At 41.8% G+C, this 20,904-nt stretch carries 18 protein-coding genes; 9 read left to right on the top strand and 9 right to left on the bottom strand.

All coding sequences use genetic code 11. The features are described from left to right. Positions 1-206: 206 nt before the first annotated feature. From KUA48_RS09070 to KUA48_RS09060, 3 genes are all read left to right on the top strand, one after another. Entirely contained in the window at positions 207-914 is a 708-nt protein-coding gene (locus KUA48_RS09070) for a response regulator transcription factor (protein ID WP_022120513.1), read from the top strand. Positions 915-983: 69 nt separating this feature from the next. Further along, the gene (locus KUA48_RS09065; RefSeq protein ID WP_215651202.1) at positions 984-1,778 is read left to right on the top strand and encodes a hypothetical protein; all 795 of its coding nucleotides are present in this window, start codon (positions 984-986) and stop codon (positions 1,776-1,778) included. Then, positions 1,765-2,721, top strand: coding sequence for a sensor histidine kinase KdpD (locus KUA48_RS09060; protein ID WP_153073408.1), 957 nt, complete (start codon positions 1,765-1,767; stop codon positions 2,719-2,721). Before KUA48_RS09065 ends, KUA48_RS09060 begins: the two co-directional genes overlap by 14 nt. A 67-nt stretch (positions 2,722-2,788) precedes the next feature. Here KUA48_RS09060 and KUA48_RS09055 read toward each other — a convergent pair whose 3' ends face one another. The 6 genes from KUA48_RS09055 to KUA48_RS09030 form a co-directional block, all read right to left on the bottom strand. Next, complete coding sequence (locus KUA48_RS09055; RefSeq protein WP_118152301.1) at positions 2,789-3,601, bottom strand: DUF3108 domain-containing protein; 813 nt, start codon at positions 3,599-3,601, stop codon at positions 2,789-2,791. A gap of 6 nt (positions 3,602-3,607) precedes the next feature. Further along, positions 3,608-5,575, bottom strand: coding sequence for an Ig-like domain-containing domain (locus tag KUA48_RS09050; protein WP_217755816.1), 1,968 nt, complete (start codon positions 5,573-5,575; stop codon positions 3,608-3,610). A gap of 65 nt (positions 5,576-5,640) precedes the next feature. Next, positions 5,641-7,149 (bottom strand): GH3 auxin-responsive promoter family protein, encoded by a 1,509-nt coding sequence (locus tag KUA48_RS09045; RefSeq protein ID WP_153087704.1) that lies wholly within the window; start codon positions 7,147-7,149, stop codon positions 5,641-5,643. 207 nt (positions 7,150-7,356) lie between these two features. After that, complete coding sequence (rnc, locus tag KUA48_RS09040) at positions 7,357-8,439, bottom strand: ribonuclease III (RefSeq protein ID WP_117728223.1); 1,083 nt, start codon at positions 8,437-8,439, stop codon at positions 7,357-7,359. Next, positions 8,429-9,691, bottom strand: coding sequence for a beta-ketoacyl-ACP synthase II (gene fabF / locus KUA48_RS09035; protein ID WP_006848241.1), 1,263 nt, complete (start codon positions 9,689-9,691; stop codon positions 8,429-8,431). Before fabF ends, rnc begins: the two co-directional genes overlap by 11 nt. A gap of 22 nt (positions 9,692-9,713) precedes the next feature. Further along, positions 9,714-9,950 (bottom strand): acyl carrier protein, encoded by a 237-nt coding sequence (locus KUA48_RS09030; protein WP_006848240.1) that lies wholly within the window; start codon positions 9,948-9,950, stop codon positions 9,714-9,716. 225 nt (positions 9,951-10,175) lie between these two features. On the opposite strand from KUA48_RS09030, the gene KUA48_RS09025 reads away from it, so the two are divergent. From KUA48_RS09025 to nadA, 4 genes are all read left to right on the top strand, one after another. Further along, a complete protein-coding gene (locus tag KUA48_RS09025; protein WP_118152293.1) occupies positions 10,176-10,778 on the top strand; it encodes a DUF4254 domain-containing protein in 603 nt (200 codons plus the stop codon). Positions 10,779-10,870: 92 nt separating this feature from the next. After that, positions 10,871-11,956, top strand: coding sequence for a glycosyltransferase family 9 protein (locus tag KUA48_RS09020; RefSeq protein WP_118254459.1), 1,086 nt, complete (start codon positions 10,871-10,873; stop codon positions 11,954-11,956). Between the two features lie 191 nt (positions 11,957-12,147). Further along, a complete protein-coding gene (locus KUA48_RS09015; RefSeq protein WP_369503211.1) occupies positions 12,148-13,371 on the top strand; it encodes a transposase in 1,224 nt (407 codons plus the stop codon). Positions 13,372-13,906: 535 nt separating this feature from the next. Further along, a complete protein-coding gene (nadA, locus tag KUA48_RS09010) occupies positions 13,907-14,899 on the top strand; it encodes a quinolinate synthase NadA (protein ID WP_153079261.1) in 993 nt (330 codons plus the stop codon). A gap of 321 nt (positions 14,900-15,220) precedes the next feature. Here the strand turns inward: nadA and KUA48_RS09005 are convergent, their stop codons facing one another. Further along, complete coding sequence (locus tag KUA48_RS09005) at positions 15,221-16,192, bottom strand: glycosyltransferase family 2 protein (RefSeq protein WP_153079262.1); 972 nt, start codon at positions 16,190-16,192, stop codon at positions 15,221-15,223. Positions 16,193-16,270: 78 nt separating this feature from the next. Between KUA48_RS09005 and KUA48_RS09000 the strand changes: the two genes are divergently transcribed. Both KUA48_RS09000 and KUA48_RS08995 read left to right on the top strand, forming a co-directional pair. Then, a complete protein-coding gene (locus KUA48_RS09000; protein ID WP_194252379.1) occupies positions 16,271-17,230 on the top strand; it encodes a glycosyltransferase family 8 protein in 960 nt (319 codons plus the stop codon). 46 nt (positions 17,231-17,276) lie between these two features. Continuing rightward, positions 17,277-18,392 (top strand): glycosyltransferase, encoded by a 1,116-nt coding sequence (locus tag KUA48_RS08995; protein ID WP_153079264.1) that lies wholly within the window; start codon positions 17,277-17,279, stop codon positions 18,390-18,392. 452 nt (positions 18,393-18,844) lie between these two features. Here KUA48_RS08995 and KUA48_RS08990 read toward each other — a convergent pair whose 3' ends face one another. Both KUA48_RS08990 and KUA48_RS08985 read right to left on the bottom strand, forming a co-directional pair. Beyond that, positions 18,845-19,762, bottom strand: a complete 918-nt coding sequence (locus KUA48_RS08990) for an IS982 family transposase (RefSeq protein ID WP_118142112.1) — start codon at positions 19,760-19,762, stop codon at positions 18,845-18,847. Positions 19,763-19,847: 85 nt separating this feature from the next. After that, on the bottom strand, positions 19,848-20,903 hold the full coding sequence (locus KUA48_RS08985) for a glycosyltransferase family 4 protein (protein WP_218433721.1): 1,056 nt from the start codon (positions 20,901-20,903) through the stop codon (positions 19,848-19,850). Between the last annotated feature and the right edge of the window lies 1 nt (position 20,904).

Genomic DNA, 20,904 nt, shown 5'->3' with positions numbered 1-20,904 from the left:
TTAGCAGTTGCGCCATAAATCCGTGTAATCCGCGTAATCCGTACCTAATTTATACCCGCCCCTAATCACTCCCCGTTCCTAATCCATAGTACCTTCAAAAGTTCAGGAATGAATGTTATCTTTAAGTTAATCTCCACCTCTTTATATGGCTCTTTGACAAAAAAAATGTATCTTTGCAACTGTAATCATCAAAAACTGAAAAGATTATGGCAAATACTAAACTGCTCCTGGTAGAGGATGATGAAAACCTCGCCTATATGGAGAAAAGTTGCTTCGAAGATATCATCGGAGGATATGAGGTGAAAACTGCCGTAAACGGCAAGGAAGGACTGAAAGTGTGGCAAGACTTTCAGCCCGATGTTATCGTATCTGATATCGACATGCCCATCATGGACGGAATAGAAATGGTGAAGAAAATACGCGAGGTTGACGGAAAAACCATAATTCTGTTTACCACCGGACTCACCTCGCCGAAAGACCTGAAGGCAGGTTATGCCGCCGGGGCCAACAACTATGTGAAGAAGCCGTTTATTCCGGAAGAGCTTGATGCTCATATACATAGCCTGCTTCAGCTGAAAGCCGGAGCCCGCAGCGAAAACGCCAGCAACCAGATAAAACTGGGTAAATACATTCTAGATGCCGACCATGCTACTCTGAAAGATACGCAGGATGGTAAACAGAAAATGCTCACCGCACGAGAGGCAAAGATTCTGGAACTGCTGGCAGTAAACAAAAACGAGGTGGTGCGCCGCGAAGCCGTGTTGAGCCGCTTCTGGGGCGTGGAAGACAAAGACTATTTTGCTTCCAGAAGTTTGGATGTATTCATCAAGAAAATCCGCACAGCGCTGGAAGACGAACCGGGCGTAGAACTGAAAACCATCAGAGGTGTGGGATTCAAACTCATCGCAGAATAGACATCCCCCCTCATAACATCATACGAGAATCAAATTAGAATAAAGAAAAAAGACAGAAAAGACATCATTATGCTGAAAGCGATATTATACTACATCCTGTTTCTGGCAGAATATCTCATCACCATCTTCCTGGGAGGATTCCTGGTGGGACTCTACATGGCAATGAACATGGATTCGGGCTCCCACAGCCAGCAGATAGGAGCCCTAAAGGAATCCGTCTATCCGTTTATAATAGTCATCGGATTTCTGGGCATACTCATCGTATGGTTCACCTTCGGACATTACAAATTCTCCAGGTTCTCGCTTGGAAAGGTGATTCCTGCAGCCAAATGGAAGGCGATGACCATTTGCACCATGCCGATTCTAGGCTTCACCATGGTCTTCTATTCCATCATGAATCTCTTCCATCTCGACTTCCTTCCCAAGCAGATGATGGATATTAGCTATCTCGGCTTCCTGCCTTTTAATATCAACGGATCGTTTATATCTGCCTACATATTCTTCGGCGCCATTCAGGAGGAACTGATCCGCTGCGGCAAGAAGAGTTGGGTGCAGCTGCTCACACTCTCGATCATGATGCTGCCAGCCAGCATGATGTCGGTAACACCCAGTGGTGATATCAATGTAGATCTGACCGTGCTCGGTTTTATCACCCTCTGCTATTGCAGCTGGATATACGGCAAGACACGCAGCACCATCATTCTCTTCGTGCTTTGTTTCGTATCCAATCTGGTTCCCTTCCATTTTGAATCGAAAGTGCTCGGCATATTGCTCCTGATAGCCGGTACGGCATTAACCATAGGCGGATTCGCTGCCCTGAGCAGGAAACTGCCTGAAATGCTTGTGAAAGATGAAAACGAATAGAACCAAAATACTCAGCACCACGGCGCTGATAGCCGTGCTCTGCATGCAGCTGTTCTGGATGTGGAACTCCTTCGAGATGACCGTTCACCAGATGGGGTTTGAAACACCCTGGAACCTGGCACCGGATGTCAGGGCACAGGCCCTGCTCGCAGCCTTTTACGAAAGCAAGTTCACCGTTCTCACCTCTCTCCTCACCACGGTGGTCATCATCCTGAGCCTCATCGACCAGATTAATTATATTGATGAGCAGGAAAGGGTGCGACTGCTGCGCGAGGACTTCTCCTATGCGATGGTTCACGATATGAAATCGCCCCTTACCTCCATCATCATGGGAACCAAGTATCTGCACAGCGGCGTACTGGAAAAGAAACCGGAAATGAAGGAGAAATACTTCTGCATCGTAGAAGACGAGGCACAGCATCTGCTTGCTCTCATCAACCGCCTGCTCACCATCTCGAAACTGGAGCACGGCAAGCTGCATATTCAAAAGGCGGAAGTAAATTTGGAAACGATGATAGAGGATGTGGTGGATAAATACAAGGCGAAATCGGCGAAACCGATTCATATCACCACCCACATAGGAGCCACCACCGCCCTGGCCGACGAGGAATATCTGAAGGAAGCCATCAGCAACCTGGTGGATAACGCCACCAAATACTCTAAGGAAGAAATCAATATCCAGATTTCCACCCTAGAAAATGATAAGAACGTATATATCAAAGTATTCGATGAAGGTATCGGCATTGCCAAAAGCGAGCTGAAAACCATCTTCAACCGCTTTGAGCGTGCTGCAGAGCACGAAAAGGATGCCAGGAAAACCCGTGGCGGCTTCGGTATCGGCCTGAACTACGTGCTGCAGGTAATCAACACCCATGGCGGCAGGATAAGCGTAAAAAGCGAGAAAGGCAAATGGTCGGAGTTCACCATATCGCTGCCGAAATAATCTGCTTGCACAGCCATATTAATAACAAAGCTCCCGATGCATCATGCACCGAGAGCTTTGTTTTATCTTATTTCACGATTGAAGAAACCGGATTTCTCACACCCTTCATTCCTACGAGGAATGCCTTGGCAGCACCAAACTTGAGGAACATATCCAAACGGATAGGAATATGATTCTCATCATCGGTTACATAGAAATCTACGATTCTCTTATACTTGCGATTCTCATACTCCATATAGGCAAGGCGCAGGCAACGGTATTTCACACCATTATCTGCCTTGATGGTAACCTTACCATCAAACTTTATCTGAGCTGGAGTGCGGTTCTTTCCATCAGCAATAGGGAATTTTACGGTATAACCCTTCTTCCAGTTGGCAGGATTGAAACTGCGGGCACGCAGGAAGATGTTCATCATGTCAAAAACACAATCATCGTAGGTGGCATTCTTCCATACATGCTTGCCATCATGCTGCTGACGGTGCTGCTTGAGATGACACCTACCGCCAGAATAGCTGTAGAATACCTCATCTACCGTATAGCGCTTGCCCTCGTGAGCTCCCTTACGGAAATACATAGGCGCCAGATCGGTGCCGCTGTAGCAGAGCAGAGTGTCGCGAAGCACAAAGATATCATCTACACGCTTATTGCCTCTTGTAACAAGAGAACCGCGATAAGCAGGCTTACCATGACGGGTGGTTTGGACGATAGACATACTGGCATTACCAGCTTTTACCCAAACAAACTTCCAATTGTAATACAGATTGTAAGTAAGGAACTCACCCGACTTGAAGGCTGTATTACGGAAGGTACACTGGGCAGACACCGTAGTGCTGACCAGAAGTAGCAATAATGCAATCCCGAATGATTTGATCGTTTTCATAACTCTTTATAATTTAGGAATGTACTCGATGCCAAGTTTCTTGGCACGTTGCGCATTCTGGTTCTTAACTTTCTTTTCTTTATCAGGCTTCTGCTTGGTAATGGCACCAGGCTTCTGACGGGAAAGTTCACGGGCCGTAGGATCCCAACTCTCGGTTAAATCCCATTTAGCCTTGCATTCTATCACGTCTGGATAGTAATACACCTCTTCTGCCTGTTCATCCTTATCATAGCAGCCTGCATCCCACTTGCCGTTGCCGTTGCGGTCTACTATCAGACGCATGTAATACTTCTCCGGCTTGAGATAATAGAATTCGGCTACTCCGTTCACTGCCTTCACTTCTTTCACCACCTGATCCTGCGCATTGAGTAGCTGAACGAGGAGCGGATGATTGTCGAAATCGTGCGTTACATTAATAAGCAACGTACCGTAAGTATCCAGGGAATTGACCTTGAAACCCTGTTTCACAGGTTTAGATACAAGTCCGTAGATGTCCTGGAATGCGGCAGAATCAACCTCCAGACTATATTCTATGTCCGGACGCCACTCGCCTCTCAGAATATACTTGCGGTTGCCCAGCGGCTTAAACTCCATCGGCGCCCTATACCATAGCGTATCATGCTTGGCATAGAGATGAATGCCTGCTGTATCGGCTTTGGCAAGCGGTGTATTGAAGGTGAAGATAACATTCTTGTCAGGATCGAGCTGAGAAGAGACACTCATCTGAACATCAAGCGGTTTTACAGCCATCACGCTATCATAAGGTTCACCCTTCTTCTTTAGTTTTTCCTGCTTCTTGGTCCATTTCTCCAGTTCCTTAGCCTGCGCCTTCATACGCTTTTCGTAAGGTTCCTTCGAAAGAATTTCGAGCGTATCAGTCTGGTTGCGGAGCACGCCCGTACTGTCTGTTATACGGTAAGTAAGCTCAATATTCAGCGTATCCTGGTTGACCAGCGCCGTATCCTTGAGCCAATAGGTAAGCGTATCGTTCTTCTCCGATTTTTCCAGAATAAAGGCATCTTTCTCATTAAAATTCAAGCCCTTGATCTGTGGCAGGATAGAATCACCATAACTGTAATAGAGCGAGAAGCAGTTGGCCTTCTGACGCTCTGCCTTGAGGAAGAAGCGGTCGGAAACCTGTTCGGTAAAGGCACGGAGCACTACATTATCCGGTAGAAAATGAGTATAATTAACCTGATCTATCGACTTGATATGCAAGGAATCAATCCATGTAGTATCCTGTCGCACATCCGGCTTGCTTGACGGCACGATAATATCATGAGAAAAAGCGAGTTTTTCGCTTTTCTGGCTGAATATATAGTTGCCATCCATATCCTGCAGGGCATAGATGCGGTAAGAGCCCGGAGCCACACCTTTTATGACGAAGCGACCACGGCTGTCGGTACGGCTTACACGCAGCATAGGCTTGGTCTTGAAGGCTGAATCGGCATGATCAGCGTAAAGACCTACCAGAATACCCTTGATAGGCTCCAGATTCTCTGATTCGAGCACATATCCCGACACCTCCATCGTATCGATGACCTCGCCGGTAGAGAAACTGTAGGTATAGTTTCCCATCGGATTGCCCTCGTTATTATCGCTGATGGCATCGGAAAAGTCGATGGTATAGGTAGTATTCGGCTTAAGCGAATCTACCAGAGAAATCTGAATATGCTTGCCCGAAGCCTTGATTTCAGGCACTTCGAGCTGCGGAGGCGAAACAACCACTTTCTCGGTAGGATTATCTACCTTGATATATTCGTCGAAATAGATATTCACCTTCTTCTGCTTCACATTTACGCCCTTATCAGCTGGCGAAGCTCCAATCACCTTAGGAGGAGTTTCGTCGAACCAACCACCATCCGGCTGTCCCATCTTGGCACAGGATACCAACATGAGGAAAGCTAAGACGTAGAAAGGCAGAAACAGTGAATTTGCCTTCAACTTGCTCTTTATGTCGTTCAATTGAATCATTCTTTATATCTTCTTAATATCGCAGCATTACTTCAACTTCAGGCGGAAGAAGCATACAGCTTGTTTTATTTGTTCATCATGAGCATCTCATCAATGTTCTTGCGGCTGTTGCTCAAGCGTGGAATCTTATGCTGTCCACCTAACTTGCCCTTGCTCTTCAGCCATTCATTGAAGAGTCCCGGCTTGGCCTTCACTATCTCCAGATGCTGGAGGGTAACGTCGTGAAAGCGCTTGGCCTCATAATCGCTGTTGATTTCCTGCAGCTTCTGGTCTAACAGACTGGCAAATTCATCGAGGCTGGCTGGCTCCTGAGAGAACTCTATGAGCCACTGGTGACGGCACTTGGCATTACTGTCCATATAAACCGGCGCAGCGGTATAATCAGAAACCTGAGCACCCGTCTTCTCGCAGGCATAAGCCAATCCCTTCTCAGCATTATCCATAATCAGTTCCTCGCCAAATGCATTAATAAAGTACTTGGTACGGCCGGTAATGACAAACTTATAAGGATTCTTGCTGGTAAACTGAACCGTATCGCCGATGAGATAGCGCCACAAGCCACAGGAGGTGGTGATGATCATAGCGTAGTTCTTGCCTACCTCAACACCCCAGAGAGGCACAACGGTAGGATTCTCGCTGCCGAATTCGTCCATAGGGATAAACTCGTAGAATACATCATAATCTATCATAAGCGACATGGCTGGGTCTGCCGGATCATCCTGCAGTCCGAAGAATCCCTCGCTGGCATTATAAGTCTCCATATAATGCATGTTCGGCGAAGTGATGAGCTGTTCATACTGCTTGCGGTAAGGAGTAAAGGCAATACCGCCATGGAAGAATACCTCCAGATTAGGCCATACCTCTTCCAGATGCTTCTTGCCGGAAAGTTCCATGACACGCACCAGCACACTAAGCATCCAGCTAGGAACACCCGAAATATTGGTTACGTTCTTATTCATCGTTTCGCAGGCAATAAGGTCGCGTTTCACTTCGAAATCGCTCAGGAGAGCAGTTGACTTCTTAGGAACACGCACCAGATTGGCAAGCGGATTGATATTTTCGATGAGGATAGCGCTCAGGTCACCCACCAGACTATCCGACACATTATAGTTAGGCGAATGGCTTCCACCTAAGATAAGGCTCTTGCCATCAAAGAGTCTGCTCTTCGGATTATTGCGCAGATAATAGGCTACGGCATCAAAACCTCCGGCATAATGAATGCCATGCAAGCCATCATGAGAAACCGGGATAAACTTACTCTTATCGTTGGTGGTGCCAGATGACTTGGCGTACCATTTTACCAGTCCCGGCCATAGAATATCCTTTTCGCCATGACGCATACGGTCGATATCCCCCTTCAACTCCTCGTAGGTATTGACAGGAATATTCTGTGCAAATTTATCATAACTGTTGGTGGTATTTAATAAATGCTTGACACCATATTCAGTATTTTTTCCTTTATTTATAAGGTGCATAAGCACTTTATGCTGCAAATGTTCTGCATCATAGACATACTTCTCCAACTCCTTCTGCCGAGGTTTGAAGACGTTACTTACTATCGTTGTTAAACTCATATCTAGATATATATCATTTAAGTAGATGCAAAAGTAAATCAAACTTTTGATATAGAGAAAGTTTTTACTATTTTTTAATACAAAAGGGTAAGATAAAGTATACAAAAAGGAAATATACAACACAAAAGACTCTCATAAGTGGCGATATTTACCATCTTATGGGAGTCTTCTGTTAAATCGTATTTTCTATCCGGAAAGAGATACAGTTTACTCATCGTTACCGAAAGCTGCCGCTTCGGCAGCGGCAATAATCTCTTCTCTTGATAATTCCTTAGGCTGAGCCGTGATGTCGCTCAAATCGAACTCATCACTCTCCTTCTTTTCATCCTTCATCTCGACCTGCACTTCAGTTTCCTGGGCAGTTTCGGCAGATTTCTCTGTGAAAACCTCCTCTTTGAAAACATTGATGTGCTTCTCCTCTACCGGTGCGTTTTGTGCATCAGCATCCTGCGAGATGATGAAATCGTCTTTCACTTCTGTGTTAGGCACGTTTTCAACAGGTTCCTCTTCCATCTTGGTGCGGTTAGCCTTAGCTGTGAACACAGCATCAATATACTGTGGTTCTTTGCGCAGTTTTTCCAAGCTAGTCTTAGAAGCCACCTGCTGGCTTTCCTTCTTGGAATAGCCCTTTCCTACTCCACCTTCAACACCTTCGAGTACAACCTGATAGGTGAAAATCGGGCTACCATTCTTGTCTTTTTGCTGGTCTAGCATAACGAAATCCAGCTTCACGCGGTTTTTCTGGCTCCATTCGATGAGTTTGCTCTTGAAGTTAACCTCCTTATAAGCCACCTTATCGATGTTTATCATTTGTGCCAGAATACGTTTCTGCATAAAATACATGCAGGCATCGTAACCACGGTCCAGATAAATGGCACCTACCAAAGCTTCGAACGCATTTCCTCCCATATAACTGTTATGAGAAGAACTGTGTCCATTAGAAAGAATCAGCTGGTTGATGCCCATTTCCTGTGCCAGTTTATTCAGCGTATCACGCTGCACTAACTTGCTTCGGGTATTGGTAAGGAATCCCTCACGCTTGCCAGGGAAATGCTGGTACACGATATCTCCTACTACAGCATCCAAAACCGCATCACCCAAGAACTCCAACCGCTCATTGTTCACTGGTTTTCCCTTAGAATTGCGGTGCATGATGCTCTTGTGCAACAGCGCCATCTTGTAGTAGCTGATGTCGTGAGGATAAAAACCGAGGATTTCATATAAAGACAAATAAAGCTCTTTATCCTTGCGGAAAGAGAGCTTTATCCTATCTATAAAATTATTCAGCATACTTCTTGAATACTACACAGCAGTTGTGACCGCCGAATCCGAAAGTATTACTCAATGCAGCACGAACCTCACGCTTCTGAGCTTTGTTGAAGGTAAAGTTCAAGTTGTAATCGAGCTCTGGATCATCATCACCCTCTTCGTGGTTGATAGTAGGAGGAACGATATCGTTCTTCACACTAAGAACACAAGCCATAGCCTCTACTGCACCAGCAGCACCAAGGAGGTGACCAGTCATTGACTTGGTAGAACTGATGTTGAGCTTGTAAGCTGCATCACCGAAGACAGCCTTGATAGCCTTAGCCTCTGAGATATCACCTACGTGGGTAGATGTACCGTGAACATTGATATAGTCAATGTCCTCTGGCTTCAGATTGGCATCAGCAAGTGCACGCTCCATAACGAGCTTAGCACCAAGACCCTCAGGATGAGATGCTGTGATGTGATAAGCATCGGCACTCTCGCCCTCACCTACCATCTCAGCATAAATCTTCGCACCACGAGCCTTAGCGTGCTCAAGTTCCTCGAGAATCAAGCAACCTGCACCCTCGCCCATAATAAATCCATCACGGCTTGCGCTGAACGGACGTGAAGCATGCTCTGGGTCATCATTACGTGTTGACAACGCATGCATAGCATTGAAACCACCTACGCCACAAGCGCAGATAGCAGCCTCTGCACCACCGCTAACGATGATGTTTGCCTTACCCAAACGAATCAGGTTGAAGGCATCAGCCAATGCATTGCTTGAAGAAGCACATGCAGATGTAGTAGTATAGTTTGGTCCGTGGAATCCAAAGTGGATGGAAATCTGACCAGAAGCGATATCTGCAATCATCTTAGGGATGAAGAATGGGTTAAACTTAGGACCATTCTCCTCGTGAGTACCATAGTACTTCACCTCATCCTCGAAAGTCTTGATACCACCGATACCTACACCGAATACAACGCCAACGTTGTTCAAGTCTTCCTTCTCAAGATCGATATTAGCATCCTTTACACCCTGCATGGCAGCAATCATAGCCAACTGGGTATAACGGTCAAGCTTGCGAGCTTCCTTACGATCAATCCAATCATTGATGTTCAGGCCTTTAACCTCGCAAGCGAACTTGGTCTTGAAAAGGGTTGTATCGAAATGAGTAATAGGCGCAGCACCGCTCTTACCAGCAAGGAGGCTCTCCCAAGTTTCCTCAGGAGTATTACCAACTGGAGTCACAGCACCGAGACCTGTTACAACAACTCTCTTTAATTCCATTTAGTATAATTTAGCTGCTAAATTACTTAGCGTTCTCCTCAATGTAAGAGATAGCGTCACCTACAGTAGCAATCTTCTCAGCCTTATCGTCTGGGATAGAGATAGAGAACTCCTTCTCAAACTCCATGATCAACTCTACAGTATCCAAAGAATCTGCACCAAGATCATTTGTGAAGCTTGCCTCTGGCTTAACTTCAGCCTCATCAACACCGAGTTTATCAACGATAATTGCCTTTACTTTGCTTTCAATTTCTGACATAATTGTAACTTTTAAAATGTTTATAAATCAATTTCTAATTAAAAATCTGAGTGCAAAGGAACACTTTTTTTTTGAGATAAACAAATATTTTGGCGAAAAAAGTGCATTATTGTGCACAAACACCCCCTAATTGTGCATATTTTTGGCATTTTTTTCCTTTTTTGTTGGTCGTTTCAGATTATTTTGTTACTTTTGTACGGTATTAATTAAACATTTAAATCCATTATGACATTTACAGAAAAAGCCAATAAGATATTTAATCAGGCGATAGCCGATTATCATATCAAAGACAACATTGATACACCAATCAATAATCCATACCAGGAAGGTAGCATCGAGAACTGCCTTTATCTGAAGTGCTGGATTGACACTGTACAGTGGCATTTCGAGGATATTATCCGTGATCCTCAGATAGACCCGGCTGAAGCACTCGTATTAAAGCGCAGAATCGACAAGAGCAACCAGGACAGAACTGACCTCGTTGAGCAAATCGATACTTACTTCCGCGAAACATACAAAGACGTGAAGGTTCTGGATGATGCACGCATCAACACTGAGAGTCCTGCATGGGCTGTTGACCGCTTGAGTATTCTTGCCCTCAAGATTTATCACATGAAGGAGCAGGTGGAACGCCCGGAAGCTTCGGCTGAGCACAAAGCGAAATGCCAAGCCAAACTGGATGTACTCCTGGAACAGCAGGTAGACCTTTCTACAGCTATCGACCAACTCTTGGAAGATATCGAGGCTGGACGCAAATACATGAAGGTTTACCGACAGATGAAGATGTACAACGATCCTTCAACAAATCCTGTACTCTACAAGAAATAAAAAAACAGATAGGAGAGCGCATATACCTTATTATATAATAAGAGGTATGGCTCTCTTTTTTCACCTTATATTATATATAGAAGAAAAAAACGATGAAAACTGAGCATATCCTGGTAATTAGATTTTCAGCCATGGGCGATGTAGCCATGACCGTACCTGTAATTCAATCTTTGGCCAAACAATACCCGAAAGTTAGAATTACTGTGCTCAGTCGTCCCTTTGCCCGTCCTTTCTTTGAAGACTTGGCTCCTAACGTTGGCTTTATGGAAGCTGATATAAAGGAGGAGTACAAAGGGGTGAAAGGACTCAACGCACTCTATCGCCGATTGATAGCCAAACAGTTTACAGCAATTGCCGATTTACATAGCGTGCTGCGTTCCGATTATCTGCGTATGCGCTTCAACCTGGATAACTTCAAGGTTGCACATATTGACAAACATCGCAAGGGAAAACGCAAGCTGGTAGCTTCTAATGGTAAAAAACTTGTGCAGCAACCTACATCGTTCCAAAACTATGCTGATGTTTTTGCACAACTTGGATATCCTATCCACATGGATTTCACATCTATCTATGGGGATGGAAAACAAGGAGATTTAAGTATCTTACCACAGGAGGTGTTCGGAGTAGGAGAGAACGCTATCTCACTAGAAGACAAGCACATAACAGAGCCGTGGATTGGTATTGCTCCCTTCGCTGCACACGAGGGAAAAATATATCCGATACAACTGATGGAAAAAGTTATCCAGCGACTTATCCACAATCATCCACACGCTCATATCTTCCTTTTCGGTGGAGGTAAAGACGAAACACCAGTGATGAACGACTGGGCTGAGAAGTATCCACAGCTCATTAACGCTTCTTCTCATCTTAACGGATTGAAACAGGAACTCATCCTGATTAGTCATCTGCACGTTATGGTGAGCATGGATAGTGCCAATATGCACTTGGCATCGCTTGTAAACACTCCTGTAGTAAGCATCTGGGGAGCTACCCATCCATACGCAGGTTTCATGGGCTGGCATCAGGATCCTGCCAATGCCGTACAGCTTGACTTACCTTGCCGCCCTTGCAGTATCTATGGTAACAAGCCTTGCGCTAGGGGAGACTTCGCATGTATGAAGAATATCTCTCCTGAACTGGTAACAGAAAAAATTGATTCTGTTTTGAACAAAAGATAGGGAATCAGAACTTCTATATATAATAATATATCAGAAACCTATATATAAATCAATACTGCGTTAAATTAATATTTAATCGTCTGTAAATCAATAACTTATATTAAGAAATTCTTATGAAAACTTAACTATAAAAAGTTGGTCAAGTCGCTGATTTTCAGTAACTTTGCAAATCACGACAAACGCAAAATTATATGAATACAGGACTTGACCAATATATGGATATCTTTAAAGATGCAGTTGAAGATTCGGCTGCAAAGTTAACAAAAAGTTTCGAGAAAATACTCATCGAGGTGATAATTTTGTTCATGGTAATACCAAGAAAGATAAATTTCACCCAAATGGGGAGGTATGGCTCGCATGTTGAGCAAACCTATCGCAACGCATTCGGCTTAAAAAAGTCGAAAAGCATTGACTGGCTCAAACTTAATGTCTCACTTGCCAAGCGCTTCTTTGGTAAACAGGGAAGATGGGCTATTGCCATTGATCCCAGCTACATCAGCAAAGCTGGCAAGAAGACTCCACATATCGGTCGTTTTTGGTCGGGATGTGCACAGTCTGTTAAACATGGTCTCGAAATCATGGGTATTGGCCTCATTGATATTGATGCCAAAGACTGCATGATGTTAAAAGCACACCAGTCGCTAAGTAATAAAGAACTGAGTCTTAGAAACAAGACTATGGTAGATTTCTATATCAGCGTCATTAAGCGTTACCGCAAGGAACTTCTTAAACTCTCAACCCTCATAGTTGCAGATGCTTACTTCTCTACAAGTACATTTGTTAATGGGATAAAGAAAGAAGGGTTCTCTTTGATAAGCCGCTTTCGTGACAATGCTTGTCTCTTTTATGTCTATGCTGGTCCACGTACTGGAAAACGTGGTCGCCCAAAGACCAAGGATGGCAAGATTGATATGAAGAATTTTGACCTCACTCGAATGGAGAAGATGGAGATGAAAGATATAGAAGGAACAGCTTATACTTTGATAGCCTATTCCAAGGCACTCAGGTGTAAAGTTAGACTTGTCATCTGGCAGATGCCGAATGGCAAGAAGAAACTATTCTTCTCTACAGACACCTCACTTTCGGGTGAAGAAGTACTTCTTTATTATAGAACCAGGTTCCAGATCGAATTTTGCTTTCGTGACGCCAAAGGCTATACTGGTCTTATGGACTGCCAGGCTCGCGATAAGTGGAAACTCGATTTTGCTTTCAATGCTTCGTTCACATCACTAAATGTTGCCAAGGTAACTATGAAGGAGATGGGAATGAAATATTCTATGTCTTCATTCAAGTCACTGATGACCAACATTTATCTGGTGAAACGAATTTTTAAAGCAAGCGGGTACACCCCGAACCGAACTTTAATTAGCAAGATTTTCAAAGATCTCTCGTGCTTACAGCGTATAGCTGCTTAGCACATTATTGAATTATTAACGAACTATTGATAAATAGGTATTGAATAGAAAAAAACAGATGAAAATCCTATAACCAAAACCAACCATATAAATAACTCAGACCAGAGAGCAGAATATCCTGATGGATTTCTGCTCTTTTTTGTTTTCCACAAAAGCGTGGATAAGTGTACGGAAAATCCCAATAATAACTTTTTAATAAGTTTGTAAATATCCACACATACCTATCTCAAACCAACAAAAAGAGGATATCCACATAGATATTATTAAGTTTTTAGAAACTTTTTCGCAGTTTTTGACCGAAAAAAGATATAAACTTATTAACTTTGCACCGAATTGGGGAAATGTTGATAAACCGGTTAATGCATTAAGAGACAAGAAAAAGATTTCAAAGGCCTCTGCGGATAAACTGGAATAAGACTTGGATAACGAAATACGCAAGTTTTTATGCAGAATGTTATCCACTTATCCACGGCATATCATCATCTCTATATTCTCTTTTAAAAAAATAAAAAATAAGAAATATAATATGAATGTTATGGTGAAAAAAGAATGGATTGAGAAAGGATACGTTGACGAACCTGTTGACGAAGCCTTGGACTTGAAAGCTGAAATCAGAAAGCTTTGCAAGGAGAAAGATGCTATTATCCTCGCCCACTACTATACGGTAGGTGAGATTCAGGACATCGCCGACTTTGTTGGCGACTCTCTGGCTTTGGCTCGTAAAGCTGCAGAAACCGATGCCCAGCTAATGGTTATGTGTGGCGTGCACTTCATGGCTGAGACATGCAAACTCTTGAGTCCTGACAAAATTGTGATCTGTCCTGACTTGAATGCTGGTTGCTCGCTTGCTGACAGCTGTAAGGCTGAGGATTTGAAAAAGTACAAGGAAGAGCATCCAGGATATAAGGTTGTGAGTTATGTAAACACCACGGCTGCAGTGAAGGCGCTAACTGATTGTGTAGTGACAAGCGGTAATGCCAAGAAGGTGATTGACAGTTTCCCACAGGACGAAAAAATCATCTTTGGTCCAGACTATAATCTCGGTAACTATATAAACAGCATTACAGGCCGCAATATGTTGCTTTGGAACGGTGGCTGCCATGTACATGAGAAATTCTCTGTAGAGGCTATAGTTAAACTGAAGCAGAAGCATCCTGAGGCTGTTGTGATGGCTCACCTGGAGTGTAAGGCACCAGTACTTGCTGTAGCTGATGTAAAGGGCTCTACAGCCACCATGTTGCATTATGCCCAAGAGCATCCTGAAATCAAGGAGTATATTATCGCTACAGAGGCTGGTATCCTGCATGAGCTGGAGCGTAATTGTCCTAACGTAATTTTCTATCCCGTACCTCCAGAGGTAAGCGAGGGTGGAGTAGGTTGCAGCTGCAATGAGTGTGAGTATATGAAGATGAATACGCTCAAGAAGATATATAATGCATTGAAATTTGGTTGGCCAACAGTTGAAGTGGCTCCTGAAATAGCGAAAAAAGCGATCAAACCAATAGAAAAGATGTTATCACTATCGTAGAATGATGTGGTGAAAATTATAAGATTAGTGGTAAAATTTGTTTTTTATGGGTGAAAAAATCATATTTCGCTACCATAAAATGTATAATTTACGACTTTATAGACAAAAATCGTCGTATCTTTGCATCAGTTAAAACAAACGGACGTTGTGAAACGTCATTTCATCATCTTTTACTTATACAAATAATATTAGAAAATTTAATCTAATTATAAAGATAGAGCGTTCAAGTGATTTGAATGCTCTATTTTTGTTTATATAGGATTTTCTCTTATTCCTCTGTATGCTTATCCGGATGGGAGAAATCTTTATGCCTTCATTCATTTATTTCTTGATAAGAAAGAGAAGTGCAATTCGTCCTACGTATGTACTTATCATCTTTCTGAACATCATATATTTCTTGGTATATTCTTTGTTCGGAAGAGGATATAATCCGTGTTTCCTTAATTCTCTGATCGCATGATTCAAGGATATCAATGAATGCTTCAAACGGATATTGTTAACCAGATAATCCATCGAGAGCTGGGCTATACGGCGGTTGAGTGCCTGGCGCTCTGCTACAGGAACCGTATCGAGCAACTTCTGAAGATGTAGAATCACCTCCAGTTTATTGTCCATGTGGATATCTATCTTATCCTTATTTTCTAATTCGCCAGGCGCGTATTTATCCACTCTATTATAATAAGGTGAGGTCTGAGTCTTGAATATTCGTTCTGCCCGTAAGAAGAGTTGTGGTGTAAATTCCTCGTCCTCGCCAAAACTGATGTTTGGTGAGAACAGCAAGCTACCCACAATGGCGCGGCGGAATATATAGGAACAGGCTGAGCCTAAAAGGGTATTGTTGTTGAGGTATTTTGTGCCGCTGATTGGGGTAGGGAGTTCGTAAGACGGTTCTCCTGTATCATCCTTGCTGAAACAGAATGTAACGATATCTGGATTATGGAATCTCACGATGTCAAGGCAATGTTCATAGGTTGGCTGAAGAAGATAATCATCTCCTTCTATAAACTGGATGTATTTCCCTTTGGCTAAGTACATGCCATAGTTGCGTGCCATACTGCTGCCTAAGCCGGGTATTCTTAAATAGAGCAGGTTATCCAGCAACTCTTTTATCTGGCTGGCTACCAGTTCATCGCTACCATCATCAACGAGAATTATTTCCCTCTCTTTGGCATTGAGCGAAAGCTGAAGGATACTATTGATGCATTCTACAAGATATTCCTTCTGATGGTTGCTTGTAGTAATGATGAAACTCACCAATGGTGAAGATATCTCTGATATTAATTCTTTCTGCATAAGTTATTCTTTTTTATGACTGCAAAGATAATAAAAAGATTTAATTTACGTATTAATAGTAGTACAAAAAACATAAAAATGGAAATAGTTTGTTCTACTGATAGTAAATATATCATGCCGACCGGTATCATGTTGACCTCTTTGTTTGAGAGCAACATAGGAGAAGTTGTCAATGTACATCTCTTGCATGATCAGAATTCTGCTGCATTATTGAATCCTATCAGAACCATAGCTGCCCGTTATCAGCAAACAATTCATTTCTATCTTATCAGCGATGAGATTTTCAAACATTTTCCAGTTGGTCTGGATTTTCAAGTAGATCATGTAGGAACTTCGTTTGCTACTTATTATCGTTTGTATCTTGCGGAAATTCTGCCTGCTGATATTGATAAAGTTATCTATCTGGATGGCGATATTCTGGTTGTGGATAAACTTGTTGAATTGTGGAATACTTCTGTTGAAAACTATGCAATTGCCGCTGTTCCAGATAGTTATAATAATAATATTGAACACTATAATCGCCTGCGTTATCCCCAATTTATGGGTTATTTCAATGCTGGTATGTTAATTGTCAATCTGAGATATTGGCGTGAAAAGCAGGTCCTTCTCAAATTCTTTGATTATGTGAAATCTAATACGGAAAGGTTGAGATGTCATGATCAGGATGTACTGAACTATCTGTTCAAGGATTCTAAGTTGGTATTACCTATCAGATATAATGTACTGAATGAGTATTGGTTTGATTTGCGTTATTCTCTTATCTCCTGGGAATTTGATGAACAGATATTGGAAGCTCAGGCTCATCCGGCCATCATCCATTTTACGGGTATTCCTAAACCATGGTATAAGAACTGCAAGCATCCATGGAAAAAAGAATTCGATAAGTATAAAGCGATGAGTCCTTGGCGTGATGAAAAAGAAAAGCGCTGGATGCCATTGAAGTTCTGTCTGGAGAAAATGGCCATAAAACTGGTGGTAAGCATGGGACTGCGCAAATCTGATTATATTGTAGAAAATAGGTATATTGAATTGTCTTAAGATTTCTGATATTCAAGTATCTTTTAAATAAGTATCATATAAAGTTATGAAGATTCTGTTGGTAGGTGAGTCTAGTTTGCTACATAATACTCTCAAAAAGGGATTAGTAGAACTTGGACATCAGGTAACGCTGATGTCCGACGGCAATGATTGGCACAACTCTCCTCGTGACATCGACTTGCGCCGTAATATGGAGCGTTATGGAAGATGGAGCGGGCTTATGGTGTTGTGGAAAATTGTTTGCAATCTTCATAAGATATGTGGAAATGATATTGTTCAGGTGCATAACTATCAGTTTGTGCCTTTGATGGGTTGGTGGAACATGCTGATATTCTGGTTTCTCAAGCTTACCAATAAGCGAATCATTAAAGGCTGTTTTGCCGATGACCCACATCTGTTCAGACAACAGGCCAAGGGTATTCCAGCTTATTCTGATACTTTTTGGAATGGTAAATTACAGAATATCGAGGAGAATAAAGAGCGTATGGCTTTTCATTTCATGCCTCAGTTTGATAAGTGCTGGCATACTGTATCTTATCATTCTGATGCTTTGATAGCCTGTCTTTATGAATATTACCTCTGTTACGATGTTTCTGAATTTCATAAAAAACTCTACTATATTCCTCTCCCGATGATAATTCCTGCTATAGATGAAAACAGGCAGAAAGGGAATGGTGAGGTTATCAAAGTGCTTGTAGGTTTACAACCTAAGCGCGAGTATCTGAAAGGTGCTTTAAAGATAGCTCATTTTGTAGAAATTCTGGCAAAGAAATATCCTGGTAAGATAGAACTCAAATATGTAGAAGGAGTAGCTTATGATGAATATTGCCGGATGCTGGATGAAGCAGATGTTCTGGTAGATCAGTTTTACAGTTATACTCCATCCATGAATTCGTTGGCAGCCATGGCACGTGGTACTGTGGTTATCGGTGGAGGAGAGGAAGAATATTATGAGTTCATTGGCGAAACAGAATTACGCCCTATCATCAATGTGAGTCCTGAGTATACTGAATCTCAGAATGTAGCAATCATCGAGCAGGCTTTCTTTACTTCTGGACATTTATCATATCTCTCGCGTCAAAGCATAGCTTTCGTTATGAAATACCATGATTATCGGAAGGTGGCAAAAGAGTATGAACAAATATATTTACAACATTTATAATATATTGAAATGCAGATTTTTAAATACTTTCTGAGATATATGAATACGAAGAAGGCTTTGTCTCGTTGGACAGTCTTTTATGTGGGATCCAGCGATTATAAATAATATCAAAAAAGCACTTCATTGTTCATTCCGTACTGATGAAATCTGTAATGTAGTATTTCACATATCCCAACTTAATACACCTTATTATCGGGACAAATATGATCTATTGAGTCCTTCTTTCGTACCCTTAGATTCTGTTTCACAATCGATGTACAATTAAGTATAACATCTCAATAGTTCTAGCCATTTTTGAAAGATGTTAAATTTAGAATATTACCTCAGTTCGGGATAACGAGCTCTATCTAAAGGCTTTATAATGTTTTTATATAAGGGACACAGAGGCTTGGCAACCATCTATATATCTTGGATGGTTGCTGAGACAAAATCCTCATGTAAAATATGCAATGTTAGAAAAGACTAAGCTGTTTCGTATCTTCGATAACGTATCCAGTAAGTGCCTTGGGCTTGTTGTCAAAGAAACAGTATGCCCCTAATGCAGAAATAATATTTATGATGAAATTCGCAACAGACCTGTGACGTGAATGTACTATCTGAGCCGTATTTTTCAACAGGTCATTAATCGTTTCAATGATGTATCTTTTGCGTAGCATCATCTTGTCATAGAACGGCATTAGTTTGTTCTTCATGTTCACTCTCAGTCCTGTTACCAACTGGATGCCTTCCTCAAAAAGCGAATCGAAGAGTTTTTGCGAGATATATCCTTTATCTGCAAACAGCTTACCATACAGACGTTTAGCCAACACATCGAATACCGTTGGATCTTTGTCGCTAACGTTTGCACCAGTGAGAACAAAAGCAATTATCTCACCTCTATCATTACAAGCCAGATGTAGCTTGAACCCATGACACCATCCCATTGTTCCCTTTCCGTTTGTGGCAATGCCTTTGAACACTTTGTTGGCATAACGCCTGAGATTGTGGCATATTGGTATCATGGTTGAATCAACAAAGGTTATACCTGTACATCTGCCAAAAGCACGGAGATTCAGGAAGAACATGAGAGGGAAGAATACGCGACTTTCAAGTTCTACAAAACGGTTATAAGACACCGCATTTGGAAAATATGACTTCAAAGTTCCTCTAATAAAGAATAGGTAATAATGCTTGAAGTTTCGGAACGAGCCGAAATGGAAATACAGCAAAATCGTCATGATTTCACTATCAGATAAAGAGGCTTTACGTCGTCTGCGCTTTACTCCATCTTCACCCAAAAGCAATTTTCCTGCATTTTCAGCATCAAAAACTTTGTAAAATTCATCAATAATACAAAATAATTCTGTAACTTTGTCCTTGGTAATCTCCATAATGATATCTTTTTATGTTTGTAACTAATTGGATTTCAACTACAAAGATACAAAAAATATCGGAGATTACCAACTTTTTTAGGCACTATTTCTTATCCCGAACTGAGGTAGAATATTGAATAGCCATGGTTTGAGCTTTCATACCCAGATTATGGCGTAGTGATTCTGAATTTATCATCTTGCAAATGGCTGTGATAAAAGCTTCATTATCATTTTGTCTTACGATAATACCATTTATTTCATCTCTAATAATTTCGTTAGCTCCATATTTAAAGTCGAAAGTAACAGAAGGTAAACCACATGCTTGAGCTTCTAACATTACAATACCTTGACCTTCATAATGTGAAGACATTACGTGTAAACTATAGTTAGGATATATTTCCATCATATTTTCTCCTCTGCCACACAATTTTACCTGTTTTTCCAATCCTAAACTTGTAATTTGCTCTTGTAATATATGGTAAAGTGAGCCGGTTCCATAAATATCGAGTTGCCAGTCGGGATATTGTTTGGCTACATTTTTCCAACAGGTAATCAATCTGTCAAATCCTTTCTGTTGTTCTAATCTTCCTACAGCAATAGCTTTTTTGCAACTGTAGTCTTTTACCTTTTGGTGAGGTATGTTGATAAAGTTGGGGATAACGTATACATTCTTTGCCGATTGAAATTCTTTAGCATCGTCATGAGTCAGACAAACTATGGCATCAGCTTTTCTTTCCATTAATCCGAATAGTGAGTGAAAAGGATTGAATGAACGTGCCAAATGTGATTCGTATATTCTTCTTGCCTTGGTATGACAAAGAGGTAATAACAAAGCTCCCAATGTAGTGGTAAAGAATACTACGTCGGGATTAATCTGTTTTATTGTTTTATTTAATCTGTAAGCTGCTAATAATAATGTAATTATTCTGCTTAATAGCTTATATACTTTATTTCTTGTCTTCTTGGCAAAAGGAACATGAAGATGAATCAGCCGGATACCTTCGTCTAATATATACTGTTGTTTCCGTTTATCTTCATACACAGAAATTACAGTAACCTGATGATGGTATTCTTGATAGAATGTATTAGCTTTCATAGAAACGATTTTTTCTACGCCTCCATTCTCAGAATAGTCTTCTATGATGTATACTATATTCATG

This window comes from Segatella copri (assembly GCF_019249795.2).
Classification (GTDB): domain Bacteria; phylum Bacteroidota; class Bacteroidia; order Bacteroidales; family Bacteroidaceae; genus Prevotella; species Prevotella copri_B.
Note: the sequence above shows the minus strand (reverse complement) of the source record. Positions and strands in the feature narration are given on the sequence as shown.

Bases quoted from the DNA above. Each gene is read 5' to 3' on its own strand.
- KUA48_RS08985 (WP_218433721.1), bottom strand. From the start codon at position 20,903: ATGAATATAGTATACATCATAGAAGACTATTCTGAGAATGGAGGCGTA.
- KUA48_RS09020 (WP_118254459.1), top strand. From the start codon at position 10,871: ATGAAAACTGAGCATATCCTGGTAATTAGATTTTCAGCCATGGGCGAT.
- KUA48_RS09065 (WP_215651202.1), top strand. From the start codon at position 984: ATGCTGAAAGCGATATTATACTACATCCTGTTTCTGGCAGAATATCTC.
- KUA48_RS09055 (WP_118152301.1), bottom strand. From the start codon at position 3,601: ATGAAAACGATCAAATCATTCGGGATTGCATTATTGCTACTTCTGGTC.
- nadA (WP_153079261.1), top strand. From the start codon at position 13,907: ATGGTGAAAAAAGAATGGATTGAGAAAGGATACGTTGACGAACCTGTT.
- fabF (WP_006848241.1), bottom strand. From the start codon at position 9,691: ATGGAATTAAAGAGAGTTGTTGTAACAGGTCTCGGTGCTGTGACTCCA.
- KUA48_RS09030 (WP_006848240.1), bottom strand. From the start codon at position 9,950: ATGTCAGAAATTGAAAGCAAAGTAAAGGCAATTATCGTTGATAAACTC.
- KUA48_RS08995 (WP_153079264.1), top strand. From the start codon at position 17,277: ATGAAGATTCTGTTGGTAGGTGAGTCTAGTTTGCTACATAATACTCTC.
- KUA48_RS09015 (WP_369503211.1), top strand. From the start codon at position 12,148: ATGAATACAGGACTTGACCAATATATGGATATCTTTAAAGATGCAGTT.
- KUA48_RS09045 (WP_153087704.1), bottom strand. From the start codon at position 7,149: ATGAGTTTAACAACGATAGTAAGTAACGTCTTCAAACCTCGGCAGAAG.
- KUA48_RS08990 (WP_118142112.1), bottom strand. From the start codon at position 19,762: ATGGAGATTACCAAGGACAAAGTTACAGAATTATTTTGTATTATTGAT.
- KUA48_RS09070 (WP_022120513.1), top strand. From the start codon at position 207: ATGGCAAATACTAAACTGCTCCTGGTAGAGGATGATGAAAACCTCGCC.
- KUA48_RS09050 (WP_217755816.1), bottom strand. From the start codon at position 5,575: ATGATTCAATTGAACGACATAAAGAGCAAGTTGAAGGCAAATTCACTG.
- KUA48_RS09000 (WP_194252379.1), top strand. From the start codon at position 16,271: ATGGAAATAGTTTGTTCTACTGATAGTAAATATATCATGCCGACCGGT.
- rnc (WP_117728223.1), bottom strand. From the start codon at position 8,439: ATGCTGAATAATTTTATAGATAGGATAAAGCTCTCTTTCCGCAAGGAT.
- KUA48_RS09025 (WP_118152293.1), top strand. From the start codon at position 10,176: ATGACATTTACAGAAAAAGCCAATAAGATATTTAATCAGGCGATAGCC.
- KUA48_RS09060 (WP_153073408.1), top strand. From the start codon at position 1,765: ATGAAAACGAATAGAACCAAAATACTCAGCACCACGGCGCTGATAGCC.
- KUA48_RS09005 (WP_153079262.1), bottom strand. From the start codon at position 16,192: ATGCAGAAAGAATTAATATCAGAGATATCTTCACCATTGGTGAGTTTC.